The following is a 24267-nucleotide window of genomic DNA, read 5'->3' on the forward strand; positions in this document are numbered from 1 at the left end:
TGTCGGTCATTCTCCTTTCTGATTATTTGAGCATGCCGGAAAACGCCATGAAGCTGAGGGATACGATGGACGCAGCGATCAGCGTGCTGGGGATGCCCTTGAAGGTTTTCGGAATATCCGCATGCTCCAGCTTGCTGCGGACGCCGGAAAACAGGATCAGCGCCAGGGTAAAGCCTACGCCTACAAATACGGCGTTGACGGTGGATTCCAGGAAGCTGTACCCGTTGTCAATGTTCAGCAGGGTGACGCCCAGCACGGCGCAGTTGGTGGTGATCAGAGGCAGGTATACGCCCAGCGCCCGGTACAGCGGGGGCATCAGTTTTTTCAGCACGATCTCTACCAGCTGTACAAACAGGGCGATGATAAGAATAAATGCAATGGTTTTCAGATAGGTCAGATTGAATGGCTCCAGCAGCAGGTGATATACTGCAAAGGTGCAGGCGTTGGCACATGCCATAACGAAGATGACCGCTGCTCCCATGCCAAGACTGGAGGAGAGCTTTTTGGAAACCCCCAGGAAGGGACAGATGCCCATGAATTTGGAAAGCACGAAGTTGTCGGTGAATACCGCAGCGAACATAATGGAAAGCAGACTCATTCTTCACACCCTCCCTTCGCACCGCAGCTTGCCGCATTGGGGCAGCCGGCACAGCCGATCTTCTGCGGCGGCTTTTTCTTCGTGAGCTTGCTGACCACAGCGATCACACAGCCCAGTACAAAGAATCCGCCGGCAGGCATAATGAAAATGCTCATGGGCTGAACGTCCACGGGGATCTGGAACCCCAGCCAGGAGCCGGTGCCCAGGATCTCCCGGATGGAGCCCATGGTGAACAGGGAACAGGTGAAGCCCAGTCCCATACCCAGACCATCCAGAACGGAGGGCAGTACCTTGTTTTTGCAGGCGAACATTTCCGCTCTGCCCAGGATGATGCAGTTGACGGTGATCAGGGACAGGAAGGTGCCCAGGGCGCTGTGAAGATCCGGCACGAAGCCGTGCATCAGAAAATCGATGAGGGTCACGAACCCGGCAATGATGACGATATAGCAGGGAAGCTTGACGGATTTGGGGATCACGTTCCGCAGCAGGGAGATCACCAGATTGGAGCCTACCAGTACAAAGGTGGTGGCAAGTCCCATGCCCAGACCGTTGACCGCCTGGGTGGTGACCGCTAGGGTGGGGCACATGCCCAGCAGTCCCACCAGGGTGGGGTTCTCCTTGAGCAGACCCTTTGTAAATTCCTTCAGATTACCCATGATTGAGGATCGCCTCCTTGTTTGCAGTATAGGTATCCATGGCAATGGTCACAGCGTGCTTCATACCATTGGAGGAGTAGGTGGCACCGGTGACAGGCGTCATGGTAAAGTCAGAGGAGCTGATGCCCATAAACTGACGCAGGAAGCTGTCGTCCTGCACCTTGGTGCCAAGACCCGGGGTTTCCCCGATGCTGACAAAGCTGATGCCGGCCAGCTTGCCCTCCGGATCAATGCCGATGAGCAGCTGCAATCCGTCGGTGGAGTAGCCGTCCACAGTAATCTCGAAAATGGCCTCGTTTTTTGCGCTGCGGATCACCTGGGTGACTCCATCGTAGTGCAGATCCTCCAGCGGGGTATACTCTCCCTCCCCGAACAGGGCTTCCAGGCTGGTGTTCAGCTTGTCCTGCTGTGCCTGGGCGATCTTATCCTTGGTGGCAGCATTGGCAAGCACCAGCAGACCGCTGATGATGACGCAGATCAGGGTCAGCACCAGAGGCGGCATGATTTTTTCACGCATGGCTCTTTCCCTCCTTTGCCGGCTTGACCGCACCCAAGGGATGGGTCATGGTGAAGCGGTCTATGTAAGGGGTCAGAATATTCATCAGCAGGATGGAGAAGGACACGCCCTCTGGATAGCCGCCGAACTGGCGGATCAGGAAGGCCATAACCCCGCAGCCGATGCCGAATACCAGCTTACCCTTCCAGGTGATGGGGGTGGTCACATAATCCGTTGCCATAAAGAAGGCACCCAGCAGCAGACCGCCGGAGAGAAGCTGGTATATCACGTCATTTCCGGCAATCAGATTCAGCAGGGCAACCGTACCGATGAAGGCAAGGGGCGTGGAGGGGGAGATGATCTGGCGGATCATCAGATACACGCCGCCAATGATCAGCGCAATGGCACAGGTTTCCCCGATGCAGCCGCCGGTATTGCCCAGCAGCAGATCCCGGTAGGAGGCAGTGCCGGTCACCAAGGGTGTGGCACCGGTGATTACGTCAGAATCGGACTTCCAGTACCGGGGGATCACCCAGGTGGTCATATTGGAGGTGAAGGACAGCATCAGCACGATCCGTGCCACAATGGCGGGATTGGCAAAATTCTGTCCCAGACCGCCGAACAGCTGCTTGACGATGACGATGGCAACAAAGCAGCCGATGAGTGCCTGCCAGGCGGGAATGGTCACCGGCAGATTCAGCGCCAGCAGCATGCCGGTCACGGCTGCACTCAGGTCGGAGATGGTCTGACTGCGCTTCATGAGGATCCGGCACCAGCCTTCCATGGCAACGGAGCCGATGGTACAGAGCAGAACCAGGTAAATGGCACGCAGTCCGAAATAATAGCCTCCGGCGATGACGGCGGGCAGCAGGGACACCAGTACGCAGAGCATGATGCGCTGTGTGGTGATGGGATGCTTCTGATGGGGCGAGGGAGCAACAAGCAGTGTATTCACAGTATCAGTCCTTTCCTGTTATTTTTTTCGGGGCAGCAGCGCCTTTGCCAGCTGGTTGGTTTCTGCAAGATGCCGACCGGCGGGACAGACGTAGGTGCAGCTGCCGCAGTTCATGCACAGGGACAGCTTCAGCTTTTGCAGGGCTGCCACGTCCCGGGTGCGGTATGCCTTTTCCAGCTCGGTAGGCATCAGCCGCATGGGACAGGCGTGCATGCATCTGCCGCAGCGGATACATGCGGTTTCCGGATTCTCCTGGTAATGCTCCAGTGCCAGAATGGCGTTGTTGGGCTTGCCGATGGGGGTATCCGCTGTATACAGGCACATGCCCATCATGGGACCGCCGCCGATGAGCATCCGTACCTTGTCCATATCGCACTGGGCGTAGGCAAGCACGTCAGCAACCGATGTACCGATGGGCACGATCAGATTGCAGGGCTTTTTCACTGTATCCCCGTCCACGGTAAGCCGCCGCTCCACTAAGGGCATACCAGTCTGGGCATACCGCCACAGGAAGGCAACGGTGGACACGTTCAGCACGATGACTCCTGTATCAGAGGGCAGCTGCCCCTCCTTGATGATCCTGCCGGTGGTGTTGTAGATCATGACCTTTTCTGCTCCCTGGGGATATGTGGTGGGCAGGGGGGCGATCTCGATCTCCGGATACTTGTCCGCAAGCTCCACCAGAACCTTCACTGCCTGGGGCTTGTTGTTTTCGATGCCGATCTTGGCTCTGGGAATCTGCAGCTGCTCCATGATGAGCTTGATGCCGTTAATGATCTCCTCGGGTCCCTCCACCATCTGCCGGTAGTCAGAGGTGATGTAGGGTTCACATTCCGCTCCGTTGATGACCAGAGTGTCAATGGGTGTTTTCGGATTCAGCTTGATGTGAGTGGGGAAGCCAGCGCCGCCCAGCCCCACTGCACCGCTTTCCCGGATTGCTTTCACAAAGCCGGCCCGGTCGGAGAATACAGGGGGCTTCACCTCCGGGGAAACGGTCTGCTTGCCGTCCGGTTCGATCTCCACCGCCTTGCAGGTACTGCCGTTGGCGGACAGAATCTCTGTAATGGCTGTGACGGTGCCGGATACACTGGCATGCACCGGAACGGAGAAGGGAACCTCCGTATCCCCGATCTTTTGCCCCACCTGTACAAGATCCCCCACTTTGACGAGAGGCGTACAGGGGGCGCCCATGTTCATCAGCATGGGAATCCGCACCTTTGCCGGCAGCGGCAGCTGTACACAGGCAATGTGCTCGGTTCCCTTGTTATGCGCAAGATGAACGCCGTTGAGTCTTTTCATGGTAACCTCCAGTTCCGGGCAGCATGCCGCCCGTATTATTTTCCGGAGGAGCCGAAGCCCTTCCGTTGAAGCCTTGCAATGCGCCGGAACGCCGGGAGCATTGCCTGAAAGCAAAGTCCCGTGCCGGTGCCGGCGATCCAGCCGGCAAGCAGCAGCACCGGCAGCTGAAACCCCAGCGCAGGGGTCTGCAGCAGTAGCATGGCTGCCAGCAACTGCCCCAGGTTGTGACTGATTGCGCCGGATATGCTCATCAGCAGGGTGGAGCAGTGCAGCAACCGCAGCAGCAGGAGCATAACGCAAAGGGACACGATGCCCCCGGACAGGGACATGATCCCGGCGGTCACGCCCCGGTTGAGAAAGACAAAACCGGATTTGAGTGCAGTCAGAAGCCATGCAGAGGGTGCATCCAGAAACAGGAGCACATACATTACAACGATGCTGGACAATCCGGGTTTTACCCCAAGGGGCAGGGGCAGAGGCAGCAGGGTCTCCAGAAAGGAAATGCCGCATGCCAGAGCCAGCAGCAGCCCCATGGTGGTCAGGTATCTTGTGTTTTTCATAGCGTTATATGACAACGTCCGGGGGAGCATCCTCCGAACTGGTCAACTGGATCATAAGTTTTTTTGGCAGGCACACAATGGTCTGGTTGGGACGGGAGATCCATCCGGTGTGGACGCATTGCCTGCCGGGACAGTCATTTTCTGTGATCCGGATGCCCTGGTCACTGATTTCAAAGACGACTCCTTCTGCCTGGGGCAGGGTAAAGGTACCCTTGGGGGCGGAGGATAGGTCATATTGGGCAATGCAGGTGCTGTCCACCGTGATCTCGGCAGTCACATGCTCCCTGCTGCCGATCTGGAACAGCAGCCACAGCAGGATGCCCACCGCCGCCAGGGATAAGAGAATGATGGCGTCCCGTCGGTTCAGCAGCTTTTGTTCCATCATGCACCTGCCTTTTGGAACTGTAATCCATCGCTGTAATAGATCTTCCCGGCAGCGTCCACTGCCAGCACCTGATAATCCGCTGCATGCAGATGGGGTTCCAGATGCTCACTGCCCTCCAGAAAGAGCAGCGTGGATAGAAAATCGGATTTCAGTCCGTTGTCGGTGAATACGGTCACGCTGGTCAGATCCGTTTCGGTGGGACGGCCGGTGGTCAGGTCAAGAATGTGGCAGTAGCGCACGCCATCCGCCTCAAAAAAGCGTTCGTATCCGCCGGAGGTGGACAGGAAGCATGCAGGGGTGGTGACTGTGCCAAGGATGCCTGTTCCGTTGGGATCCTGGATCTGTACGGTGAAATCTTCGCCTCCCGGCTTGCTGCCGTACAGCAGTACCGAGGAGCGCAGGGAAAGGATGCCCCAGGCGATCCCCGCATCCTGCCACTGTTGGGCGGTCTGATCCAGAGCATAGCCCTTGGCAACCGCACCCAGATCCAGCTGCATGTCCGCCGGCAGCGTGATGCCGCTGCGATCCAGCCGGATCCGGTCATCTCCCAGGGTTTCCAGGGCTGCAAGCCGGTCTGCATCCGTTGGTACCCGGGGATGCTCCGAGGTGATGCCCCACAGCCGGGACAGGGCGCCGCTGGACAACTGCACCCCGGTGCCGAATCGATCCTCCAGCAGGATGGTCTGGGAGATCACATCCCGGAGGTCTGCATCCTGGCTGGTGCCGGATGCATTGAGGGCAGCCAGTGCACCCTGGTCGGCGTAGCAGTTCAGCTGCTGACTCAGCGCCTCCAGGCTTTTGCGGGTAGCATTTGCATCCGACTCCGGCAGGGTGAGGGTCACTACAGTATCCATTGTGTAGAATGTGTCCTGCCACATGGGCTGATTACCGCAGCCGGTGAGCCATACCCCGGCGGCACAAAGCCAGACTGCCGGAGCCTTTTTCAGAAAAAAGCGAAAATTCTCTTTTATTTTCATACAAAACGTGGTATACTATTTGGGTGCCGATGCATCCGGTTCCGGATCGTTCCGGGTTTTGCTGATGCTGTCCTCGCTGATCTTAATCAGGTTCAGCAGGGAGGCAGAGTATTCGGAATAATCCTGGGACAGGGTAGCGGTGGTCACATACAGAGTCTCCGTGTCAGTCACACAGTCGTGCTCCCCGATGGGGATGCCGGAGGAGGCTGCCTTGATGTCCGCCTCGTTCATGGAAATAATGGCGTTGGCGCTGTCATTGGCAATGACCTTGGGGATCTTGAACAGCTTCTGGTCGTTCTTGGGGTTTGCGTTGTACACGATCCGGAACAGCTTGTACACGGACAGCATCAGATAGGAGGATACCTCCTTGATGAGGGTAATGCTGTTTGCCTTCTGGGCAAGGGAGAACAGCAGACTGATGGAATTGTTGATGATGCGCCGGTTGAAGGTGATGACCTCCGGGCTGGGCATTACATTGTTTCCGTCATCGTCCGGAATGTCGTCAATGGTGATGATTTTGCCTTCTGGCTCCGGAGTGCGCCCCAGCAGGTAGTCGCAGGATACATTATAATAGTCAGCAATTTTCACCAGGAATCCAAGACCGCATTCCCGGATTCCCTTTTCGTAATGGGACAGCAGAGCCTGGGAAATGCCCAGGTCAGAAGCCGCCTGTTTCTGACTGATCTTGCGTTCCTTTCGCTGGAGTGTGATAATGCGTGAGAAATCAGAGTTCATGTGTTCTTGACGGACAGATCCGCTTGAAAGATCCGCCGTCCGCTCCTTTCGCAATGGAATGGGGAGCGGCTCCGTGCTGGTTCATGACACGGCAGATCGCCGCTCCGTTCTCAATATAAATGCAGTACTTTTTTATTATATAACATCTAGTATAATTTGTAAATACCGCAAGGAATAAAAAAATGCACCAAAGTTGCGGGCGTATTTTGTCGCTTTTTTGAGCATGCCGAAAAAACTTGCGATTTTTCGTGCAATAAGCACAATAAAGAGATCGAAAAAGGAAGGAAGATGCAAATGAAAGGCTATCGGATCAGTCTGATCCGCCACGGACAGACCATTGCCAACGAAAGGGGCATTTACATTGGCAGAACGGATTACCCTCTGTCAGAAAAGGGACGCAGCGAACTTGCTGCCAAGCTGGATGAGTTTGAATATCCCAAGGTACAGAGAGTATATTCCAGTCCCCTGCGCCGATGTATGGAAACGGCGGAGATCCTGTTTCCATACCGGGAGCTGCTGACCGTGTCGGATCTGCAGGAAATGGATTTCGGCGACTTTGAGGGGAAGGATGTCTCCGCCCTGATCGACCGGGAGGACTATAAGCAGTGGCTCAAGGGCGGACTGAAGGCACGGCCTCCCAAGGGAGAAAGCATGGAGGAGCTGTGCGTGCGTACTTACAAGGCACTGCATGAGGTGATTATGGATATGATGAATGAGGGCATCACCCACAGTGCGGTGGTGACCCATGCGGGCATCATCACCAACATGCTTTCCTGCTTCGGGCTTCCCAAGATGGATCGCCGGGAGATCGTCTGTGCACCTGGCGAGGGCTTTGAGATCATGGCCACTGCTAAGATGTGGCAGCAGTCCCAGGCCTTTGAGATCCTTGGGCTGACTCCCTACACCAAGGACGAGGAGGATCCCTTTACCGAGTAGGAATGCCGCCTTCGGATACATAGCTGCCGCCGCAAGGCAAATCCGGCAGCCGGGAGGGTCACATGAAGCTGAGGGAACTGGAGGCACGGACAGGACAGGCTCTGCATGGCTGCCGGGGAGAGAGTACGGTGGTGCTGATCCTACCCTTGCTGGGCTGGGGCATTCTGCTGCTGTTTGAGCTTCTGGGAAGGCATTTCTGCCTGATGCAGGGAATGCCGGGTCTTGTCCCCTGGATCACCGGACTGCGGTGTCTGGCGGGTGCACTGGGCTCTGTTCCGTTTTGCAGCGGAGCTGCCTGGTGGTTCATGCAGGCTGCCGCCGGGGAGGGGAACAGCCTTTCGGACTACTGCACACTGCTGCGCAGTCCGGCACTGCATATACGGGCAGCAAGATTGTATGGACTGCTGTGGCTGGCGGCTGGCGCCCTGCTGCTGCCTGCCGGGGTATGCGGCGCCGGGATCCGTCTGCTGCTGCATATGGCTTTGGAGCAGGCGGATTGCTTCTGGTATCTCTTTGGCAGCATCCAGCTGCTGGCACTGCTGGCACTGTGGCTGTGGTTGGTATGCTACCTGCTCAGCGGCATGATCCCGGCGGTGTTGCTGTTTGCTGTGTATCCCTTCCGAAGCCCCTTTGCCCTGTGCCGTCTGAGCTTTGTGCGCATGCAGGGGAAGCGGAGACTGCTGCTTTTGCACCTGCTCCGGTGGCTGCCGCTGCTGTTGATTCCCGGCGGAGCAGCAGCCATGTGTATGGGGCTGGCGGTATTATTGGAGGAGAAAGATGGAACAGCTGAAACTTGTGATACAGACCCCGGAACCCGTGCGGCTGTGTGAGTATCTGCGCCGCAGGATCGGGGTATCCGCCCGGCTGCTGGCACGGCTCAAGCGCACCCCGGCAGGCATTCTATGCAACGGGGTGCCGGTGCGGGCGGTGGATCCGGTGCGTGCCGGGGATGTGGTGGTGCTGACCATGCCGGAGCAGGAAGGTCTGGAGCCGAATCCGGCACTGTATGTGCCGTCAGTATTGGAAACGGCGTATTACATAGTATATGACAAGCCTACGGGCATGCCGGTGCATCCCTCTGCCAGGCATCGGAGGGATACGCTGGGCAATTACTTTGCCGCCAGTATGCCGGGGCATACTTTCCGGGCGGTGAACCGGCTGGATCGGGATACCTCCGGTCTGTGCATGATCGCAAAGGATGCTTACACCGCCAGTGCTTTGCAGGGAAAGCTGGAAAAGCGGTATTATGCCGTGCTGTGCGGTCATCTCACCGGAGACGGCACCATCTCTGCACCCATTGCCCGGACGGAGGCGTCCATCATTACCCGATGCGTCCGGCAGGATGGGAAACCGGCGGTGACCCACTACCGGGTGCTGGGGCATTCGGCAGATTACACCGCAGTGGAGATCCGGCTGGAAACTGGCAGAACCCATCAGATCCGGGTGCATTTTTCCCATCTGGGTTATCCCCTGGCAGGGGATGACCTGTATGGCGGCAGCCGTCGGCACATCGGACAGCAGGCGCTTCACTGCGGCAGACTGTTCTGGAGGGATCCGGTCACGAAGCAGGCATGCAGTGCCGTTTCTCCCTGGCGCAGGGATATGCAGCAGTTGGTGCCGGCGGTACAATTGGATTGGAGGAATCGAAATGAAGAAGATTGCAAGTTTTGAAGTGGATCACCGGAAAATTGATGTGGGCATGTACATATCCCGGGTGGACGGGGATATTGTAACCTATGATATCCGCATGTGCAAGCCCAACGGAGGCGTCTATCTGCCTACTCCGGCGATGCATACCATTGAGCATCTGTTTGCCACCTATGCTCGTAATTCGGAATATGGTCAAGGCGTTGTCTACGTTGGTCCAATGGGCTGCCGTACCGGATTTTATCTGCTGACCCGTGGACTCAGCCACCAGGATGCCATCCGGCTGATGCAGGAGACCTATCAGTTCATTGCGGATTACGATGGGGAGATCCCCGGCTGCTCCGAGATCGAGTGCGGCAATTACCTGGAGCACGACTTGGCTGGAGCAAAGCGGGCAGTACTGCCGTTTTTATCCGCTATCCAGGGATATACCCCGGAAATGCTGGATTATACATGGCATTATAACCAAAAATAATTATTACATTTTGTATATTCAGACGAATTTTAATGCATTTTTTGGCGAACGGGCGAAAAGCCATTGCAATTTCTGATCCGGTTGGTATAATGGTTACAGTGTAACTGATTTGTAACAATTACCGCTGACAAGATCCGGCACTCTACCGGATCAGAAGAAGGGAGCTGTTAGGATGGATCAGGAACGTCTCAGCCATGCAAAGGACGTTTCCAACGGTGACACTGAGAATGGACAGAGCATGCATACAACCAAGCGGCGCAGAAAGCGGAACCCATTGGTCTGGCTGGCTTCCAGAGCAGCATTGTGCGGTGCCTGGATCGTCCGTGTGCTGCTGTACCTGTTGTACGGTATTTGCGGCTTGATCTTACTGCTGGGCAGAGGAATTCTGGACATGTGCAGAGGGCTGGTTGTTCCCTTGGGGAAGCTGAAGCATGCACTGATGCAGCCTGTGCGGATCCAGATGCGCAATGCAGACCGGGTACAGCAGAATATGCGGGCAGCCCGCCACAAGGGGAAGAAGCATTTTGCGGCAGCCCTGCTCAAAAGCGCCCACACTTATTTGTGGGGCGAGAACGGGTTGATGATCACCATCTTTCACTATGTGGCGCCCGTTGCTTCTCTGGCGTTTCTGGTAGGGGTGGTACTCTACGGAGCCCATTTGCAGTATGGGTTGGTAGTGCAATATAATGGTGAGGAGATCGGCGTGATCGCCTCTGAGGAGGAATTTGACGCAGCTGCCAGTGAGGTGCATAAGCGAATTGCCGATGTGGAGCTGGCGGAGCCGTTGATCTATACGCCGAAGTTTTCTCTGACCATCGTCAATGACACCAGTGATTATGTGCCTACCTCCGTGCTGGCGGACCGGATGCTTTCCAGTTCGGACGCAGTGCTGACCAAGGCGTGCGGTGTGTTTGTGGACGACGCATTCGTGGGGGCGGTTGCCTCCAACCAGGAGGTGGAGTTTGCCTTGTCGGAGCGGCTGGCAGATTTCAATGCGCCTGCCGGGGCAACGGATGTGCAGTATGAGAATGCGGTGACCTTCCGCAGCGGCATGTATCTGGAGGATAGCCTGCTGGACACGGAGGAGATGATCGAAAAGCTGACCGCCAGTGAGCGGTATCGCTCCCAGTATACCGTGCAGCAGGGGGAATCCGTGGTGCAGGTGGCAAAAAAGTTTTCCATGGCGGAGTCGGAGCTGCGGGAGCTGAATCCGGATCTGGAGGAGGGAGAGTGTCAGGCAGGAGACCGGCTGACAGTCATCAAGACAAACAGCTTTCTGCCCATTCAGTATACGGAGCGTATGACCCTGACCAGCTTCATTGATTTTGATTCCATTGAGGTGAACACCAGTTCGGTCAATAAGGGGGATACCCAGATTCTGGTGCCAGGTGTCAAGGGGGAGAAATCCAATGTTGTGGACATTGTGTATGTGGATGGGGCGGAAGCCAGCCGGAAGGTGATCCGGTCAGAGGTGCTGTCCGAACCGGTTACAGAGCAGGTGGGCATCGGCACTTACACGGCGCAGCCCATGTCCAAAAACACGGTGCTCCGGGGCAGCGGTCAGTTCAGTTGGCCGGTGGACGGGGGCTATATCAGCGACCCATTCATCAGTGACCGGAACCATAAAGGTCTGGACATTGCAGCGCCGGCAGGCACGGAGATCTATGCGGCGGATGCAGGCACGGTGACCTATGCAGGCTGGAATGCAGGAGGCTATGGCTATCTGGTGATGGTGGATCATGGCAACGGCTATGTGACAGTATATGGACACTGCTCCATGATCTATGTTTCTGAGGGACAGGAGGTCTCCCGGGGACAGCGTATGGCAGCGGTGGGATCCACTGGCCGATCCACCGGCAACCATCTGCATTTCGAGGTGCGCTACAACGGCATGTATTGTGATCCCACCGGATTCCTCCGGGTGAACGCAGATTGATTCTTTTTAAATAGTATAGGCAGCGCTTCGGAGGGCGTGCATGCCCTTCGGGATGCTGTACTTTTCAAAAAGCAATATCGGAATATGATATACTTTTGTTCATAAAAATTTTACAAGTCCGGTATGCGCAATTGCTTGCAATTTGGTGTAAGGCATGGTATAATGTACAGGTGATTGCGACAGATATGCGAGGAAGCGGAAGGTTGCTGGCGGTATGTCAGGGAATTTCCGTGGAGTATGTCCGATTTTAAACCGGGCGAAAAGAGATAACGGACACAGTTTGTGCTTTGTGCTAGCTTGCGTATGCATGGAGTATGCCCGAATTGTGCCTATCTGAACTTCCTCGGAAAACAGTTGCGTTTTTCGAGTTTTTTTATGCGCAGATGAGGATACACACGGGAACGTGGACGATATCTCAGGGGAACTCTCAAAGAGAATCCCGCCCCCAATCATGAAATACTATAAGGAGGCGAAATCACGTGGCAGTCAACGAGAAAATCAGAATCAAGATCAAGGGTTATGAGCACGCAACAGTGGACGCAGCAGCCGCAAAGATTGTGGAGGCAGCAAAGCGCAGCGGTGCTAGAGTTTCCGGTCCTATCCCGCTGCCTACCGACAAGGAGGTTGTTACAATTCTCCGTGCGGTACACAAGTACAAGGACAGCCGTGAGCAGTTTGAGATGAGAACACACAAGCGTCTGATCGACGTTATCAGACCCACTCAGAAGACAACTGACGCACTGCAGAAGCTCGAGATCCCCGCAGGTGTGGACATCGTTATGGTGCTCAAGTAAGCACAGCGATAACCCCTGACTCTGCATCAGGCATGCAGAGAGGATGGCAGGCGCCATCGGTCAAGTTGGCATACGCCAACCAATAACCTAACAGGAGGAAAATGGAATGCAAAAAGGTATTATCGGCAAGAAAATCGGTATGACCCAGATTTTCGACCAGGAAGCAGGAAAAGTAATTCCTGTAACTGTTGTAGAAGCTGGTCCTTGTGTTGTGGTACAGAAGAAGACCGTTGAGAATGACGGCTACGCTGCACTGCAGATCGGCTTTGACGACGTAAAGGCACAGCGCATCAACAAGCCTATGAAGGGACATTTTGACAAGTCCGAGGTTGGTTACAAGCGCGTCCTGAAGGAATTCAGACTGGACGACTGCGACGCTCTGAATGTGGGTGATCTGCTGAAGGCTGACACATTTGCTGTAGGCGACATCGTGGATGTCAGCGGCACCAGCAAGGGTAAGGGCTTCACCGGCGCCATCAAGCGTCACAATCAGCACAGACTCAAGGAAACTCACGGTACCGGCCCTGTGCACAGACAGGCAGGTTCTATGGGTGCATGCTCCTCTCCGTCCCGTATTTACAAGGGCAAGGGCATGGCAGGTCACATGGGTGCTGAAAAGGTAACAGTTCAGAATCTCGAAGTTGTGAAAATTGACGTTGAGAACAATCTGATTGCACTCAAGGGTGCGATTCCCGGTCCTAAGGGCGGCGTTGTATGCATCACAGACAGTGTAAAGGCTTAAGGAAGGAGGAAGCATAAATGGCTAAGGTTTCAGTATTTGATATGACAGGAAATCAGGTTTCGGAGACAGAGCTTTCCGATGCTGTATTTGGTATTACTCCGAACGAAGCAGTGATGCACGCAATGGTTGTAAACTACCTGGCAAACCAGCGTCAGGGCACACAGTCCACTCTGACTCGGACAGAGGTCAGCGGCGGTGGCAGAAAGCCCTGGAGACAGAAGGGTACCGGTCATGCAAGACAGGGTTCTATCCGTGCTCCTCAGTGGTATCACGGCGGCGTGGCACTCGGTCCGAAGCCCAGAGATTACAGATACGCTCTGAACAAGAAGGTTCGCAGACTGGCTATGAAGTCCGCACTTTCTTCTAAGGTTCTGGAGAACAACATCATCGTGCTGGATGCACTGACTGTTGATTCCTACAAGACCAAGACTATCGTTGCAATGCTCAAGGCACTGAACGTAGAGGGCAAGGCTCTGATCGTAACTGCTGAGGCAGACAAGAAGGTCATCAAGAGCGCAGCAAACATCCCCGGCGTTAAGACAGCTGCTGTCAACACACTGAATGTTTACGATATTCTCAACTATGACAAGTTCATCGTTGTAAAGAATGCCGTTGGTCAGATCGAGGAGGTGTACGCATAATGAAAGCTGCACAGGATATTATCTTGAAGCCGATCATCACGGAGAAGAGCATGGATTTCCTTCCCCTCGGCAAGTACACTTTCAAGGTTGCCAAGGACGCAAACAAGCTGGAGATTGCCAAGGCAGTGGAAGAGCTGTTTGATGTACAGGTTGAAAAGGTTCATACCATGAACTGCAGAGGCCGTGTAAAGCGTGTCGGCAGATATGTGGGCAAGACCGCTGACTGGAAGAAGGCGATCGTTACAGTAAGTAAGGATCCCAAGCCCGGTAAGGACGGCAAGAAGCGCAAGAGCACCATCGAGTTCTTCGACGGCATGTATTAATTGCGCTTCAGGTATGGGAGAATGCTCCCGCAAAATGCATTATATAAGGAGTGAAACACGCAAATGGCAATTAAGACCTATAAACCGACAACTGCTTCCCGCCGTAACATGACTGTTACCAACTACACGCAGTTGTCCAAGGTTGATCCGGAAAAGAGCCTGCTTGAGCCCCTCAAGAAGAATTCCGGCAGAAACAGCTATGGCCGCATCACCGTTCGTCACAGAGGCGGCGGAAACAGAAGAAAGTACCGTGTAATTGATTTCAAGCGTGACAAGGACGGTATCAATGCAAACGTTCTGACCATCGAGTACGATCCGAACCGCAGCGCTTTCATTGCTCTGGTTCAGTATGAGGACGGCGAGAAGAGATACATTCTGGCTCCCCACGATCTGAAGGTTGGCGACGTTGTTCGTTCCGGTGCTGACGCTGATATCAAGCCGGGCAACGCACTGCCCCTGCTGAACATTCCGGTTGGTACCTTCATTCACAACATTGAACTTTATCCGGGCAGAGGTGCGCAGCTGGTTCGTTCCGCTGGCAACATGGCTCAGCTGATGGGCAAGGAAAATGATTATGCGCTGATCCGTCTGCCTTCCGGCGAGATGAGAAAGGTTCCGATCGGTGCGAAGGCTTCCATCGGTCAGGTTTCCAACATCGACCACGAGAACGTACACTACGGTAAGGCTGGTCGTGTTCGTCATATGGGTATCAGACCTACAGTCCGCGGTTCCGTTATGAACCCCTGCGATCACCCCCACGGCGGTGGTGAAGGTAAGTCGCCGGTTGGACGTCCGGGTCCTGTTACACCTTGGGGCAAGCCTGCTCTGGGTTATAAGACTCGTAAGACACACAACCGCACTGACAAGTATATCGTAAAGAGAAGAAACGGGAAATAAGCGGAAAGGAGGAACTGATTCATGAGCAGAAGTATTAAAAAGGGACCTTACGTGCAAGAGGTTCTGCTGAAGCGGATTATGGCTATGAATGAGGCCGGCGAAAAGAAGGTTCTCAAGACCTGGAGCCGTTCTTCCACGATTTTCCCTGATTTCGTAGGTCACACAATCGCAGTTCACGATGGCCGCAAGCATGTTCCGGTTTACGTTACAGAGGACATGGTTGGACACAAGCTCGGCGAGTTTGCACCCACCAGAACCTATAAGGGTCATGCAGGTTCCAAGACATCGAACAACGGCAAGAAGTAATAAGTAGCGGAAGGAGGAGTTCAAATGGAAGCTAGAGCGTATTTGAGAAATGCTCGCATCGCACCGAGAAAGGTGCAGATCGTTCTGGATCTGATCCGGAACAAGCCTGTTGACATTGCATTGGCTACACTTGAATTGACACCGAAGGCTGCAAGCCCGATGGTGGCAAAACTGTTGAAGTCCGCTATGGCAAACGCTGAGAACAATCACAACATGAACAAGGATGACCTGTATGTTTCCGAGTGCTTCGTGTGCCCCGGTCCGATCATGAAGCGGGTTATGCCGAGAGCACAGGGCAGAGCCTTCAGAATCCTGAAGAGAACATCTCACATCACACTTGTTGTGAAAGAAAAAGAATAATCCCAAGGAGGTTAACTATGGGCCAGAAAGTAAATCCGCACGGTCTGCGTGTTGGCGTTATCAAGGATTGGGATTCTCGCTGGTTTGCGAACAAGGCAGATTTCGGCGATACACTGGTGGAAGACTACAACGTACGTAACTTCATCAAGAAGAGCCTGTACGCTGCAGGTGTTCCGAAGATCGAAATTGAGCGATTCGCTGAAAAGGTTAGAATCAACATCCACTGCGCAAAGCCCGGCGTTGTAATCGGCAGAGGCGGCGCAGAAATCGAGAAGCTCCGCGCTCAGCTCGAGGCTATGATGAAGAAGCAGGTTGCTGTGAACATCATCGAGGTGAAGCAGCCTGATATGAATGCTCAGCTGGTTGCTGAGAAGATTGCGCTGGATCTGGAGAACCGTGTTTCTTTCAGACGTGCAATGAAGCAGTCCATCGGTCGTTCCATGCGTCTGGGCGCAAAGGGCATCAAGACCCGTGTTTCCGGTCGTCTGGGCGGTGCGGAAATCGCAAGAAGCGAGACCTATCACGAGGGTACCATCCCGTTGCAGACCATTCGTGCTGACATCGACTACGGCACCGCTGAGGCGCACACCACTTATGGTCGCCTGGGCGTAAAGGTTTGGATCTACAAGGGTGAGGTTCTCAAGGGCGATGCTGCAAAGGCTGCTGCTGAGAAGGCGAAGTACGAAAAGAAGCCGGAAGCAAGACCGGAAAGAAAGCGCCGGGATGACAGAAACGGCCGTGACAACAGAAACGGCGGCTTCAAGGCGCGTGATTCTAGAAGAGAAGGAGGTAACCGATAATGCTGCTCCCGAAGAGAGTAAAATATCGTCGTGTGCACAGAGGTCGTATGACCGGTAAGGCACTCAGAGGCAATAAGGTTTCCTACGGTGATTACGGTCTCCAGTCTCTGGAGCCTGCATGGATCACCTCCAACCAGATCGAATCCGCCCGTATCGCAATGACACGTTACATCAAGCGTGGCGGTCAGGTATGGATCAAGATTTTCCCGGATAAGCCCGTAACTTCCAAGCCCCTCGGAACTCGAATGGGTAAAGGTAAGGGCGCACCTGAGTACTGGGTAGCTGTTGTAAAGCCGGGCAGAGTGATGTTCGAGATTGCTGGCGTTCCGGAAGAGACCGCAAGAGAAGCGCTGCGTCTTGCAATGCACAAGCTGCCGGTAAAATGCAAGTTTGTAAAGAAAGCTGAACAAGGAGGGGAGCAGTAATGAAAGCGACTGAAATCAGAGATCTGTCCGTTGATGAGATGAACGAAAAGCTGGTCAGCCTGAAGGAAGAGCTCTTCTCTCTCCGTTTCCAGCATGCTGTCAATCAGCTGGATAACACAGCACGTCTGAAGGATGTAAAGAAGGATATCGCTCGCATCAAGACTGTTCTTCGTGCGGCAGACGCGAATCAGTAAGAGAAGGAGGAGTTTGCTGTGTCTGAAAGAAACCTGAGAAAGACCAGAGTTGGCAAGGTTGTAAGCGACAAGATGGACAAGACTGTTGTTGTTGCAATCGCAGATAACGTACAGCATCCGCTTTACAAGAAGATTATCAAGCGCACTGTAAAGCTGAAGGCTCACGATGAGCAGAACGCATGCCGCATTGGCGACCGCGTAGAAGTAATGGAAACCCGCCCCATGTCCAAGGACAAGAGATGGCGTGTGACTAACATCATTGAAAAGGCAAAGTAATATAGTATTGAGTGGAAGTTCCGAGGGAACTTCTGAAAGGAGGAACTCGCTGTGATCCAGATGCAATCTTACTTGAAGGTCGCTGACAACACCGGTGCAAAGGAGCTGATGTGCATTCGTGTGCTGGGCGGTACCCGTAGAAGATATGCGAACATCGGCGATGTTGTTGTGGCTTCTGTTAAGAAAGCAACACCCGGCGGCGTTGTTAAGAAGGGCGACGTTGTAAAGGCTGTGATTGTTCGTTCCGCAAAGGGCCTGCGGAGAGAAGATGGTACCTACATCCGTTTTGACGAGAATGCAGCAGTTATCATCAAAGAGGATAAGAACCCGAAGGGGACTCGTATTTTCGGACCGGTCGCAAGAGAACTTCGTGAGAAGGATTACCTCAAGATCCTGAGCCTTGCGCCCGAAGTATTGTAATGGAGGTGTCATGATGAATAAGTTACACGTTAAAAAAGGTGACACAGTCGTTCTCCTTACAGGTGGCAGAGAAGATAAGTACGTGGACAACGAGTCCAAGACCCGCAAGACCGGCAAGGTTCTTGAGGTCAGCCCGTCCGAGAATAAGGTGATCGTTGAAGGCATCAACATGATCACCAAGCATGTAAAGCCCACCAGAATGGGTCAGCCGGGCAGCATCGTCAAGGCTGAGGCTCCGATTTACGCATGCAAGGTACAGGTCGTTTGCCCCAAGTGCGGCAAGCCCACCCGTGTTGGCCACGGTTTCGAGACCAAGACCAATGGCGCCGGCGTAGAGAAGAAGCTGCCGATCCGTATCTGCAAGAATAAAGACTGCGGCCACCATTTCTGATAGGAGGAGAACGAGAATGGCAAGATTAAAAGAATATTATGTCAGCACTGTCGCTCCTGCAATGATGAAGAAGTTCGGCTACAAGAGTGTGATGCAGATCCCGAAGCTTGACAAGGTTGTCATCAACGTAGGTGCCGGTGAGGCAAAGGAAAACGCAAAGGTGATCGACGCAATTATGACTGACATCGCTGCAATCACTGGTCAGAAGCCGGTGATCTGCCGTGCAAAGAAGTCCGTTGCAAACTTCAAGCTCCGTGAGGGCATGCCGATCGGCGTAAAGGTAACGCTGCGCAGCGAAAAGATGTACGAATTCGTAGACAAGCTGTTCAACGTTGCATTCCCCCGGGTTCGTGACTTCAGAGGCATCAACCCGAATTCTTTCGATGGCAGAGGCAATTACTCCACCGGTATTAAGGAACAGTTGATCTTCCCTGAGATTGAGTACGATAAGATCGACAAGGTACGGGGTATGGATATCAACTTCATTACAACCGCAAACACAGACGAAGAAGCGAAAGAGCTGCTGACACTGATGGGCGCTCCGTTTGTGAAGTGATAGGGAGGATTCATCGAAATGGCAAAAAAGGCAATGATTAACAAGCAGCAGAAAGCTCCCAAGTTCTCCACAAGAGCATACAACAGATGCAAGATTTGTGGCAGACCGCATGCTTATCTCAGAAAGTTCGGCATCTGCCGTATCTGCTTCAGAGAGCTTGCACATGACGGTCAGATTCCGGGTGTGAAGAAAGCAAGCTGGTAAATTAACAAAGGAGGTCATTCGGCATGCAAATTACTGATACAATCGCAGATTTACTGACAAGAATCCGCAATGCGAATTCTGCAAAGCACGCCACGGTTGACGTTCCCGCCTCCAATGTCAAGAAGGCTATTACACAGATCCTCGTAGACGAGGGCTATGTAAAGGGCTTCCAGGTCATTGAGGACGGCAAGCAGGGAATCATCAGAATCACTCTGAAGTACGGCGACAACAAGTCACCCATCATCACCGGCCTGCGTCGGGTCTCTAAACCGGGTTTGCGTATTTATTCTAGCTGTGAAGATATGCCCAAGGTTCGTAAGGGTCTAGGTATCGCCATCGTTTCCACTTCTAAGGGAATCGTGACTGACAAGAAGGCTCGTGAGCTGAACGTTGGCGGCGAAGTACTCGCATTTATTTGGTAAGGAGGACACGGTAATGTCAAGAATAGGTAGAATGCCGATTAGTGTCCCTGCCGGTGTCGATGTGAAGTGCGCCGACAACTTTATGACGGTGAAGGGTCCTAAGGGCGAAATTTCCAAGCAGTTATCCACAGCAATGAACATTGAGATCGCTGACGGTGTGATCCACGTGACCCGTCCGGACGATACCAATGTAAACAGAAGCCTCCACGGCTTGACCAGAACTCTGATCGCCAACATGATCGAGGGTGTAACCAATGGTTACAGCAAGACCCTGGAGATTGAGGGTGTTGGTTACCGTGCTGCAAAGCAGGGTCATGACCTGGTTATGAACCTGGGCTTCTCCCACCAGGTGATCGTTTCTGAAGGCAACGGCATTGCAATTGAAGTGCCCCAGCCCAACAAGATCGTCATCAGTGGTGTTGACAAGCAGGCTGTAGGTCAGTTCGCAGCTGAAGTACGCGAGAAGCGTCCGCCGGAGCCTTATAAGGGCAAGGGCATCAAGTACGCCGGTGAGCATATCGTCCGCAAGGAAGGTAAGGCCGGCAAGGGCAAAAAGTAAGTAAGGAGTGAATCGCTATGGTAAAAAAGGTAGACAGCAACAAGGCCAGAGCTAAAAGACACCGCAGAGTCCGCGCGAAGATTTCCGGTACTCCGGCTTATCCGCGTCTGAATGTCTTCCGCTCCTCCAAGCACATTTACGCGCAGATCATTGACGATGTAAATGGTGTGACACTTGCTTCTGCTTCCAGTCTTTCCAAGGATTTTGACGCAGATGGCGGCAATAAGGATGGCGCAAAGAAGGTTGGCGAGCAGATCGCAAAGAATGCGCTGGCAAAGGGTATCAAGAACGTGGTATTCGACAGAGGCGGTTACCTGTATCACGGACGTGTGAAGGAGCTTGCTGACGGCGCAAGAGAAGGCGGACTTTCCTTTGAGAATCCGTCCAATTCCAAGTAAGGAGGGAAAACACGTTGGCTATGATTGACGCTTCCGCTATGGAGCTTACAGAAAAGGTCGTTGCAATCAACCGTGTATCCAAGACAGTCAAGGGCGGCCGTATCATGAAGTTCGCTGCACTGGTTGTAGTGGGTGACGGCAATGGCACCGTTGGATTCGGCATCGGCAAGTCCGGTGAAGTTCCGGATGCAATCCGCAAGGGCATTGAGGACGCAAAGAAGAATCTGGTGAAGATCGCGCTGAAGGGTACTACCATTCCCCACGAGATCATCGGTGCATTCGGCGCTGGCCGCGTACTGATGAAGCCCGCTGCTCCCGGTACCGGTGTGATCGCCGGCGGTCCGGTTCGTGCGGTCATTGAAGTTGCAGGCATCAAGGACATCCGTACAAAGTCCCTGCGCTCCAACAACCCCTGCAACGTGGTACGCGCAACCATCAACGGTCTCGCTTCCTGCACAACTGCAAAGGAAGTTGCAGAAAAGAGAGGCAAGTCCGTTAAGGAAATTTTAGGATAAGGAGAGAGCGACATGGCTAAACAGATTACGCTTGTAAAGAGCCTGATTGGCAGAAAGCAGGACCAGATTGACACGGCGCATTCTCTTGGTCTTAAAAAGATCGGTGATTCCACCGTACAGCCTGACAATGTTCAGACAGAGGGAAAAATCAATAAGATTTCCCACCTCATCGAAGTACAGGACGCTTAACGCAAGGAGGTGCGAACAATGAAGTTACACGAATTATCCCCGGCAGAGGGTTCTACCAAGGCTACCAAGCGCATCGGCAGAGGTCACGGCTCCGGTCAGGGCAAGACTGCTGGTAAGGGCCACAAGGGACAGAATGCACGTTCCGGCGGCGGCGTAAGAATCGGCTTCGAAGGCGGTCAGATGCCTCTGAGCAGACGTATCCCCAAGAGAGGCTTCAACAATATCTTTGCTACAAAGTTTGCAATCGTTAACGTTGCAGATCTGAACAAGTTTGTTGACGGCACCGTTGTGGACGCTGAGCTGCTGAAGGCTTCTGGTCTGATCAAGAAGGAATACGACGGCGTAAAGGTCCTCGGCAATGGCGAGCTGACCGCAAAGCTTACAGTAAAGGCTGCTAAATTCTCACAGAGCGCAATCGAGAAAATCGAGAAAGCTGGCGGGAAAGCAGAGGTGATGTAGTGTGTTTCAGACCATAAGGAAGGCATGGGCTATTCCTGAGCTTCGTAAAAAGCTACTCTACACACTATTTATCATTATCATTTTCAGAGTGGGCAGTGCCATCACTGTCCCGTTCCTGGATAACCAGCTCATCGCTTCTTGGATGAGCAGTGCGGCAACAGGCGGAAACTTCCTGGAATACCTGGACATCCTGACGGGCGGCGCCCTGTCCCAGGCAACAATTTTTTCCCTGTCTATTACGCCGTACATCAACGCCTCCATCATCGTCCAGCTTCTGACCTATGCGCTGCCTCCTTTGGAGCGGCTGCAGAGCGAGGGCGAAGAGGGCAGAAAAACCCTCAACAAGATCACGGCGATTGTTTCCTTTGGACTGTCCATCTTTATGTCCTTTGCTTATTACCTGACACTGAAGAACAAGGTGTCGGCAATCAAGTATACAACCGGCGGTTACGGCATCTTTGCTGCGATCGTCATCATCGGCTGCTTCGTAGCCGGCTCCATGCTGGTTATGTGGCTTGGCAACCGGATCAGTGAAAACGGTATCGGCAACGGTACTTCCATGATCCTGTTCGCCGGTATCGTTGCGAGAATGCCCAAGGACGTAGGCACCGCAGTCGAGCTGATGTTTACAAACCCCCAGAAGTATGTGTTTGTTGTTCCGCTGGTAGGCATCCTGTTCATTGCGATGATTACTTTCATCGTTCTGATGAACGAGGCTGAACGCCGGATCCCCATCCAGTACGCAAAGCGTGTGGTTGGCAGAAAGCAGTACGGCGGCCAGAGCACACACATTCCGATCAAGGTTTGCATGAGCGGCGTTATGCCGATCATCTTTGCAATGGCGTTTATGTCCCTGCCGAATACCTTGAGCCTGTTCGTAGAACCGGTTGCAAATCCGGAGGGCGCATCTGTCGGTGCAAAGATTTATTACTACTTTATCGCATTCTTCAAGACACAGTCTTACGGCTATGCAGCTCTGTATTTCATCCTGATTGTTGCATTCAACTACTTCTACGTTTCCATGCAGTACAATCCGGTTGAGATCGCAAACAACCTGCGTCAGTCCAACGGCGGTATCCCCGGCATCCGTCCCGGTAAGCCCACCTCTGATTACATTCAGAGAATCCTGTCAAAGATTACTCTGACAGGAGCGATCTTCCTGGGTCTGATTGCGATCTTCCCGATCTTCTTTGCACGGGCTCTGCCGGATATGAGTGGTCTGTCCATGGGCGGCACCTCTATCCTGATCGTAGTCAGCGTAGCACTTGAGACTGTCCGCACAATGGAATCCCAGATGATGATGCGTCATCACAAGGGCTTCCTGGGTTAAGGAGGACATTGCATATGAATCTGATTCTTTTGGGCGCTCCGGGCGCCGGCAAGGGTACACAGGCAGAGGTCATTTCCGAGGCATTGTCCATTCCGCAGATTTCTACTGGCAACATTCTGCGTGAGGCTGTCAAGAACGGCACTGAGTTCGGTCTGAAGGCCAAGGCTGCAATGGAAAGCGGCGCACTGGTCTCCGATGAGGTCGTAATCGGGATCCTGAAGGATCGCATCGCACAGGATGACTGCAAGAACGGTTTCATTCTTGATGGTTTCCCCAGAACAGTTCCCCAGGCAGAAGCTCTGGAGGCTATGGGTGTGAACATCGACAAGGTCGTTGAGATCTATGTTCCGGATGAGACCATTTCCAAGCGCCTGTCCGGCAGACGTGTCTGCGAGGGCTGCGGCGCATCCTATCACACAGATTTCAAGCCTTCCAGGGTGGCTGGCAAGTGCGACAAGTGCGGCGGCAACACCGTGATCCGCAAGGATGATGAGCCTGCAACCGTTCTGGAGCGCCTGAAGGTTTACCACGAGCAGACTGCTCCGCTGAAGGATTTCTACGCAAAGCGTGGCAAGCTTGAAACAGTAATCGGTCAGGAAGAGGTTTCCGAAACTTCTAAGCTGACGCTGAAGGCTGTGGGGGCGTAATCGCATGATTAGCGTAAAATCCAATACAGATCTGGAAAAGCTTCGTGCAGCCGGCAGAATTGCCGGTCGTGCCCTGAAGCTGGCTGGGGAATCCGTTCGGGCGGGCATGACCACCAAGGAACTGGACAAAATCGTGCATGACTACATTGTAAGCTGCGGCGCAACGCCGTCCTTCTTAGGATACGGCGGCTTTAAGGGCAGTGCCTGCATCTCTATCAACAACGAGGTCATTCACGGTATCCCGTCCTCCAAGCGGAAAATTGCAGACGGAGATATTGTCAGTGTGGATGTGGGGGCTTGTTACAATGGCTTTCACGGCGACACCTGTGCAACTTTTGCAGTGGGACATATTTCTGATGAGGCAAAAAAGCTTCTCGAAGTGACAGAAGCAAGCCTGTATGCCGGAATCGATGCGGCTGTTGTGGGCGCACGGATGGGAGACGTTTCCCATACGGTTGAAGAGTATTGCGTTTCGAGAGGATATGCTGTGGTGAAGCAGTATTGCGGACACGGCATCGGCAGGGAACTGCACGAATCACCTGAAGTACCGAATTACGGGAAGCCGGGACATGGGGTACGCCTGGTATCCGGCATGACCTTTTGTATTGAACCGATGATCAACGTCAAGGGTGAGGGTGTGAGAGTGCTGAAGGATGGCTGGACGGTTCTGACACAGAGCGGTTCGCTTTCCGCACACTTTGAGCACGCCATCGCCGTAACACCGAATGGACCTGTGATTCTGACACAGCCCTAAACGGAGGTGT

38 protein-coding genes are annotated in these 24267 nt (G+C 53.7%); 29 read left to right on the forward strand and 9 right to left on the reverse strand.

The features are described 5' to 3' along the window. Nucleotides 1-22: 22 nt before the first annotated feature. From RUM_RS07050 to RUM_RS07090, 9 genes are read right to left on the reverse strand one after another with little or no spacing between them, the layout of a single operon-like run. Nucleotides 23-598 (reverse strand): electron transport complex protein RnfA, encoded by a 576-nt coding sequence (locus tag RUM_RS07050; RefSeq protein WP_015558464.1) that lies wholly within the window; start codon nt 596-598, stop codon nt 23-25. Further along, nucleotides 595-1254, reverse strand: a complete 660-nt coding sequence (gene rsxE / locus RUM_RS07055) for an electron transport complex subunit RsxE (RefSeq protein ID WP_015558465.1) — start codon at nt 1252-1254, stop codon at nt 595-597. Before rsxE ends, RUM_RS07050 begins: the two co-directional genes overlap by 4 nt. Then, entirely contained in the window at nt 1247-1771 is a 525-nt protein-coding gene (locus tag RUM_RS07060) for an RnfABCDGE type electron transport complex subunit G (protein WP_015558466.1), read from the reverse strand. Before RUM_RS07060 ends, rsxE begins: the two co-directional genes overlap by 8 nt. After that, nucleotides 1764-2705, reverse strand: coding sequence for an RnfABCDGE type electron transport complex subunit D (locus RUM_RS07065; protein ID WP_041326333.1), 942 nt, complete (start codon nt 2703-2705; stop codon nt 1764-1766). The genes RUM_RS07060 and RUM_RS07065 overlap by 8 nt, the downstream gene beginning before the upstream one ends. An 18-nt stretch (nt 2706-2723) precedes the next feature. Then, nucleotides 2724-4004 (reverse strand): electron transport complex subunit RsxC, encoded by a 1281-nt coding sequence (rsxC, locus tag RUM_RS07070; RefSeq protein WP_015558467.1) that lies wholly within the window; start codon nt 4002-4004, stop codon nt 2724-2726. 35 nt (nt 4005-4039) lie between these two features. Further along, complete coding sequence (locus tag RUM_RS07075) at nt 4040-4564, reverse strand: Gx transporter family protein (protein ID WP_015558468.1); 525 nt, start codon at nt 4562-4564, stop codon at nt 4040-4042. Nucleotides 4565-4568: 4 nt separating this feature from the next. Then, nucleotides 4569-4949, reverse strand: a complete 381-nt coding sequence (locus tag RUM_RS07080; RefSeq protein WP_081460019.1) for a NusG domain II-containing protein — start codon at nt 4947-4949, stop codon at nt 4569-4571. Next, nucleotides 4946-5926 (reverse strand): FAD:protein FMN transferase, encoded by a 981-nt coding sequence (locus RUM_RS07085; protein WP_015558470.1) that lies wholly within the window; start codon nt 5924-5926, stop codon nt 4946-4948. The genes RUM_RS07080 and RUM_RS07085 overlap by 4 nt, the downstream gene beginning before the upstream one ends. Nucleotides 5927-5941: 15 nt before the next feature. Beyond that, entirely contained in the window at nt 5942-6661 is a 720-nt protein-coding gene (locus RUM_RS07090; RefSeq protein ID WP_015558471.1) for a helix-turn-helix domain-containing protein, read from the reverse strand. 294 nt (nt 6662-6955) lie between these two features. Between RUM_RS07090 and RUM_RS07095 the strand changes: the two genes are divergently transcribed. The 29 genes from RUM_RS07095 to map all read left to right on the forward strand — a co-directional run bounded on the left by RUM_RS07095 (nt 6956) and on the right by map (nt 24257). Continuing rightward, nucleotides 6956-7597: a histidine phosphatase family protein gene (locus tag RUM_RS07095; protein WP_015558472.1), complete on the forward strand. Its 642-nt coding sequence runs from the start codon at nt 6956-6958 to the stop codon at nt 7595-7597. 62 nt (nt 7598-7659) lie between these two features. After that, the gene (locus RUM_RS12665; RefSeq protein ID WP_015558473.1) at nt 7660-8427 is read left to right on the forward strand and encodes a hypothetical protein; all 768 of its coding nucleotides are present in this window, start codon (nt 7660-7662) and stop codon (nt 8425-8427) included. Continuing rightward, the gene (locus RUM_RS07110; RefSeq protein ID WP_041326337.1) at nt 8375-9268 is read left to right on the forward strand and encodes an RluA family pseudouridine synthase; all 894 of its coding nucleotides are present in this window, start codon (nt 8375-8377) and stop codon (nt 9266-9268) included. The genes RUM_RS12665 and RUM_RS07110 overlap by 53 nt, the downstream gene beginning before the upstream one ends. Further along, the gene (locus tag RUM_RS07115; protein WP_015558474.1) at nt 9246-9719 is read left to right on the forward strand and encodes an S-ribosylhomocysteine lyase; all 474 of its coding nucleotides are present in this window, start codon (nt 9246-9248) and stop codon (nt 9717-9719) included. The genes RUM_RS07110 and RUM_RS07115 overlap by 23 nt, the downstream gene beginning before the upstream one ends. A gap of 172 nt (nt 9720-9891) precedes the next feature. Then, nucleotides 9892-11655, forward strand: a complete 1764-nt coding sequence (locus RUM_RS12100) for a M23 family metallopeptidase (protein WP_015558475.1) — start codon at nt 9892-9894, stop codon at nt 11653-11655. A 479-nt stretch (nt 11656-12134) separates the two neighbouring features. Next, the gene (gene rpsJ, locus RUM_RS07125; RefSeq protein WP_022357360.1) at nt 12135-12449 is read left to right on the forward strand and encodes a 30S ribosomal protein S10; all 315 of its coding nucleotides are present in this window, start codon (nt 12135-12137) and stop codon (nt 12447-12449) included. 106 nt (nt 12450-12555) lie between these two features. After that, nucleotides 12556-13191 carry a 50S ribosomal protein L3 gene (gene rplC / locus RUM_RS07130; RefSeq protein ID WP_015558476.1) on the forward strand — a complete coding sequence of 212 codons (636 nt, stop codon included), beginning with the start codon at nt 12556-12558 and terminating at the stop codon, nt 13189-13191. 17 nt (nt 13192-13208) lie between these two features. After that, on the forward strand, nt 13209-13832 hold the full coding sequence (gene rplD / locus RUM_RS07135) for a 50S ribosomal protein L4 (RefSeq protein ID WP_015558477.1): 624 nt from the start codon (nt 13209-13211) through the stop codon (nt 13830-13832). Then, nucleotides 13832-14155, forward strand: coding sequence for a 50S ribosomal protein L23 (gene rplW, locus RUM_RS07140; RefSeq protein WP_015558478.1), 324 nt, complete (start codon nt 13832-13834; stop codon nt 14153-14155). The genes rplD and rplW overlap by 1 nt, the downstream gene beginning before the upstream one ends. A gap of 63 nt (nt 14156-14218) precedes the next feature. Then, a complete protein-coding gene (rplB, locus tag RUM_RS07145) occupies nt 14219-15052 on the forward strand; it encodes a 50S ribosomal protein L2 (protein ID WP_015558479.1) in 834 nt (277 codons plus the stop codon). A 21-nt stretch (nt 15053-15073) separates the two neighbouring features. After that, entirely contained in the window at nt 15074-15358 is a 285-nt protein-coding gene (gene rpsS / locus RUM_RS07150) for a 30S ribosomal protein S19 (RefSeq protein WP_015558480.1), read from the forward strand. Nucleotides 15359-15382: 24 nt separating this feature from the next. After that, nucleotides 15383-15718, forward strand: a complete 336-nt coding sequence (gene rplV / locus RUM_RS07155) for a 50S ribosomal protein L22 (protein WP_015558481.1) — start codon at nt 15383-15385, stop codon at nt 15716-15718. Between the two features lie 17 nt (nt 15719-15735). Next, nucleotides 15736-16518 (forward strand): 30S ribosomal protein S3, encoded by a 783-nt coding sequence (gene rpsC / locus RUM_RS07160; RefSeq protein ID WP_015558482.1) that lies wholly within the window; start codon nt 15736-15738, stop codon nt 16516-16518. Continuing rightward, entirely contained in the window at nt 16518-16943 is a 426-nt protein-coding gene (rplP, locus tag RUM_RS07165) for a 50S ribosomal protein L16 (protein WP_015558483.1), read from the forward strand. The genes rpsC and rplP overlap by 1 nt, the downstream gene beginning before the upstream one ends. Further along, nucleotides 16943-17137: a 50S ribosomal protein L29 gene (gene rpmC, locus RUM_RS07170; protein ID WP_015558484.1), complete on the forward strand. Its 195-nt coding sequence runs from the start codon at nt 16943-16945 to the stop codon at nt 17135-17137. The genes rplP and rpmC overlap by 1 nt, the downstream gene beginning before the upstream one ends. Before the next feature lie 18 nt (nt 17138-17155). Next, entirely contained in the window at nt 17156-17413 is a 258-nt protein-coding gene (gene rpsQ / locus RUM_RS07175) for a 30S ribosomal protein S17 (protein ID WP_022357358.1), read from the forward strand. Between the two features lie 51 nt (nt 17414-17464). Next, nucleotides 17465-17833, forward strand: coding sequence for a 50S ribosomal protein L14 (rplN, locus tag RUM_RS07180; RefSeq protein WP_022357357.1), 369 nt, complete (start codon nt 17465-17467; stop codon nt 17831-17833). Nucleotides 17834-17846: 13 nt separating this feature from the next. Further along, entirely contained in the window at nt 17847-18224 is a 378-nt protein-coding gene (gene rplX, locus RUM_RS07185) for a 50S ribosomal protein L24 (RefSeq protein ID WP_041326338.1), read from the forward strand. Nucleotides 18225-18240: 16 nt separating this feature from the next. Beyond that, entirely contained in the window at nt 18241-18780 is a 540-nt protein-coding gene (gene rplE / locus RUM_RS07190) for a 50S ribosomal protein L5 (protein ID WP_015558485.1), read from the forward strand. Between the two features lie 18 nt (nt 18781-18798). Next, entirely contained in the window at nt 18799-18984 is a 186-nt protein-coding gene (locus tag RUM_RS07195) for a type Z 30S ribosomal protein S14 (RefSeq protein WP_015558486.1), read from the forward strand. Nucleotides 18985-19007: 23 nt separating this feature from the next. Beyond that, nucleotides 19008-19406: a 30S ribosomal protein S8 gene (gene rpsH, locus RUM_RS07200; protein ID WP_015558487.1), complete on the forward strand. Its 399-nt coding sequence runs from the start codon at nt 19008-19010 to the stop codon at nt 19404-19406. A gap of 13 nt (nt 19407-19419) precedes the next feature. Further along, nucleotides 19420-19965: a 50S ribosomal protein L6 gene (rplF, locus tag RUM_RS07205; protein ID WP_022357355.1), complete on the forward strand. Its 546-nt coding sequence runs from the start codon at nt 19420-19422 to the stop codon at nt 19963-19965. Between the two features lie 17 nt (nt 19966-19982). Further along, complete coding sequence (rplR, locus tag RUM_RS07210) at nt 19983-20363, forward strand: 50S ribosomal protein L18 (RefSeq protein WP_015558489.1); 381 nt, start codon at nt 19983-19985, stop codon at nt 20361-20363. 14 nt (nt 20364-20377) lie between these two features. Then, entirely contained in the window at nt 20378-20878 is a 501-nt protein-coding gene (gene rpsE / locus RUM_RS07215; protein ID WP_022357354.1) for a 30S ribosomal protein S5, read from the forward strand. A 12-nt stretch (nt 20879-20890) separates the two neighbouring features. After that, nucleotides 20891-21067, forward strand: a complete 177-nt coding sequence (rpmD, locus tag RUM_RS07220) for a 50S ribosomal protein L30 (protein ID WP_015558491.1) — start codon at nt 20891-20893, stop codon at nt 21065-21067. Between the two features lie 18 nt (nt 21068-21085). Next, nucleotides 21086-21526 carry a 50S ribosomal protein L15 gene (gene rplO, locus RUM_RS07225; protein ID WP_015558492.1) on the forward strand — a complete coding sequence of 147 codons (441 nt, stop codon included), beginning with the start codon at nt 21086-21088 and terminating at the stop codon, nt 21524-21526. A gap of 1 nt (nt 21527) precedes the next feature. After that, nucleotides 21528-22856 (forward strand): preprotein translocase subunit SecY, encoded by a 1329-nt coding sequence (gene secY / locus RUM_RS07230; protein ID WP_041326339.1) that lies wholly within the window; start codon nt 21528-21530, stop codon nt 22854-22856. A gap of 14 nt (nt 22857-22870) precedes the next feature. After that, the gene (locus RUM_RS07235; RefSeq protein WP_015558494.1) at nt 22871-23503 is read left to right on the forward strand and encodes an adenylate kinase; all 633 of its coding nucleotides are present in this window, start codon (nt 22871-22873) and stop codon (nt 23501-23503) included. 4 nt (nt 23504-23507) lie between these two features. Continuing rightward, nucleotides 23508-24257: a type I methionyl aminopeptidase gene (gene map / locus RUM_RS07240; protein ID WP_015558495.1), complete on the forward strand. Its 750-nt coding sequence runs from the start codon at nt 23508-23510 to the stop codon at nt 24255-24257. The last annotated feature ends 10 nt before the right edge of the window (nt 24258-24267 follow it).

The sequence above is a fragment of the Ruminococcus champanellensis 18P13 = JCM 17042 genome (assembly GCF_000210095.1).
GTDB classification, from domain to species: Bacteria; Bacillota; Clostridia; order Oscillospirales; family Ruminococcaceae; genus Ruminococcus_F; species Ruminococcus_F champanellensis.

What these genes read in the sequence shown, in the direction of transcription:
- rplO (WP_015558492.1), top strand. Translation starts at nt 21,086, where the DNA reads ATGAAGTTACACGAATTATCCCCGGCAGAGGGTTCTACCAAGGCTACC.
- rpmC (WP_015558484.1), top strand. Translation starts at nt 16,943, where the DNA reads ATGAAAGCGACTGAAATCAGAGATCTGTCCGTTGATGAGATGAACGAA.
- rplV (WP_015558481.1), top strand. Translation starts at nt 15,383, where the DNA reads ATGGAAGCTAGAGCGTATTTGAGAAATGCTCGCATCGCACCGAGAAAG.
- rplP (WP_015558483.1), top strand. Translation starts at nt 16,518, where the DNA reads ATGCTGCTCCCGAAGAGAGTAAAATATCGTCGTGTGCACAGAGGTCGT.
- RUM_RS07050 (WP_015558464.1), bottom strand. Translation starts at nt 598, where the DNA reads ATGAGTCTGCTTTCCATTATGTTCGCTGCGGTATTCACCGACAACTTC.
- rplX (WP_041326338.1), top strand. Translation starts at nt 17,847, where the DNA reads ATGAATAAGTTACACGTTAAAAAAGGTGACACAGTCGTTCTCCTTACA.
- RUM_RS07235 (WP_015558494.1), top strand. Translation starts at nt 22,871, where the DNA reads ATGAATCTGATTCTTTTGGGCGCTCCGGGCGCCGGCAAGGGTACACAG.
- RUM_RS07095 (WP_015558472.1), top strand. Translation starts at nt 6,956, where the DNA reads ATGAAAGGCTATCGGATCAGTCTGATCCGCCACGGACAGACCATTGCC.
- rplE (WP_015558485.1), top strand. Translation starts at nt 18,241, where the DNA reads ATGGCAAGATTAAAAGAATATTATGTCAGCACTGTCGCTCCTGCAATG.
- rsxC (WP_015558467.1), bottom strand. Translation starts at nt 4,004, where the DNA reads ATGAAAAGACTCAACGGCGTTCATCTTGCGCATAACAAGGGAACCGAG.
- RUM_RS07080 (WP_081460019.1), bottom strand. Translation starts at nt 4,949, where the DNA reads ATGATGGAACAAAAGCTGCTGAACCGACGGGACGCCATCATTCTCTTA.
- RUM_RS07085 (WP_015558470.1), bottom strand. Translation starts at nt 5,926, where the DNA reads ATGAAAATAAAAGAGAATTTTCGCTTTTTTCTGAAAAAGGCTCCGGCA.
- rsxE (WP_015558465.1), bottom strand. Translation starts at nt 1,254, where the DNA reads ATGGGTAATCTGAAGGAATTTACAAAGGGTCTGCTCAAGGAGAACCCC.
- RUM_RS07090 (WP_015558471.1), bottom strand. Translation starts at nt 6,661, where the DNA reads ATGAACTCTGATTTCTCACGCATTATCACACTCCAGCGAAAGGAACGC.
- map (WP_015558495.1), top strand. Translation starts at nt 23,508, where the DNA reads ATGATTAGCGTAAAATCCAATACAGATCTGGAAAAGCTTCGTGCAGCC.
- RUM_RS12100 (WP_015558475.1), top strand. Translation starts at nt 9,892, where the DNA reads ATGGATCAGGAACGTCTCAGCCATGCAAAGGACGTTTCCAACGGTGAC.
- RUM_RS07115 (WP_015558474.1), top strand. Translation starts at nt 9,246, where the DNA reads ATGAAGAAGATTGCAAGTTTTGAAGTGGATCACCGGAAAATTGATGTG.
- rplW (WP_015558478.1), top strand. Translation starts at nt 13,832, where the DNA reads ATGAAAGCTGCACAGGATATTATCTTGAAGCCGATCATCACGGAGAAG.
- RUM_RS07195 (WP_015558486.1), top strand. Translation starts at nt 18,799, where the DNA reads ATGGCAAAAAAGGCAATGATTAACAAGCAGCAGAAAGCTCCCAAGTTC.
- rpmD (WP_015558491.1), top strand. Translation starts at nt 20,891, where the DNA reads ATGGCTAAACAGATTACGCTTGTAAAGAGCCTGATTGGCAGAAAGCAG.
- rpsS (WP_015558480.1), top strand. Translation starts at nt 15,074, where the DNA reads ATGAGCAGAAGTATTAAAAAGGGACCTTACGTGCAAGAGGTTCTGCTG.
- rplD (WP_015558477.1), top strand. Translation starts at nt 13,209, where the DNA reads ATGGCTAAGGTTTCAGTATTTGATATGACAGGAAATCAGGTTTCGGAG.
- rplB (WP_015558479.1), top strand. Translation starts at nt 14,219, where the DNA reads ATGGCAATTAAGACCTATAAACCGACAACTGCTTCCCGCCGTAACATG.
- rpsC (WP_015558482.1), top strand. Translation starts at nt 15,736, where the DNA reads ATGGGCCAGAAAGTAAATCCGCACGGTCTGCGTGTTGGCGTTATCAAG.
- RUM_RS07110 (WP_041326337.1), top strand. Translation starts at nt 8,375, where the DNA reads ATGGAACAGCTGAAACTTGTGATACAGACCCCGGAACCCGTGCGGCTG.
- rplR (WP_015558489.1), top strand. Translation starts at nt 19,983, where the DNA reads ATGGTAAAAAAGGTAGACAGCAACAAGGCCAGAGCTAAAAGACACCGC.
- RUM_RS07075 (WP_015558468.1), bottom strand. Translation starts at nt 4,564, where the DNA reads ATGAAAAACACAAGATACCTGACCACCATGGGGCTGCTGCTGGCTCTG.
- RUM_RS07060 (WP_015558466.1), bottom strand. Translation starts at nt 1,771, where the DNA reads ATGCGTGAAAAAATCATGCCGCCTCTGGTGCTGACCCTGATCTGCGTC.
- rplF (WP_022357355.1), top strand. Translation starts at nt 19,420, where the DNA reads ATGTCAAGAATAGGTAGAATGCCGATTAGTGTCCCTGCCGGTGTCGAT.
- rpsH (WP_015558487.1), top strand. Translation starts at nt 19,008, where the DNA reads ATGCAAATTACTGATACAATCGCAGATTTACTGACAAGAATCCGCAAT.
- RUM_RS12665 (WP_015558473.1), top strand. Translation starts at nt 7,660, where the DNA reads ATGAAGCTGAGGGAACTGGAGGCACGGACAGGACAGGCTCTGCATGGC.
- rplC (WP_015558476.1), top strand. Translation starts at nt 12,556, where the DNA reads ATGCAAAAAGGTATTATCGGCAAGAAAATCGGTATGACCCAGATTTTC.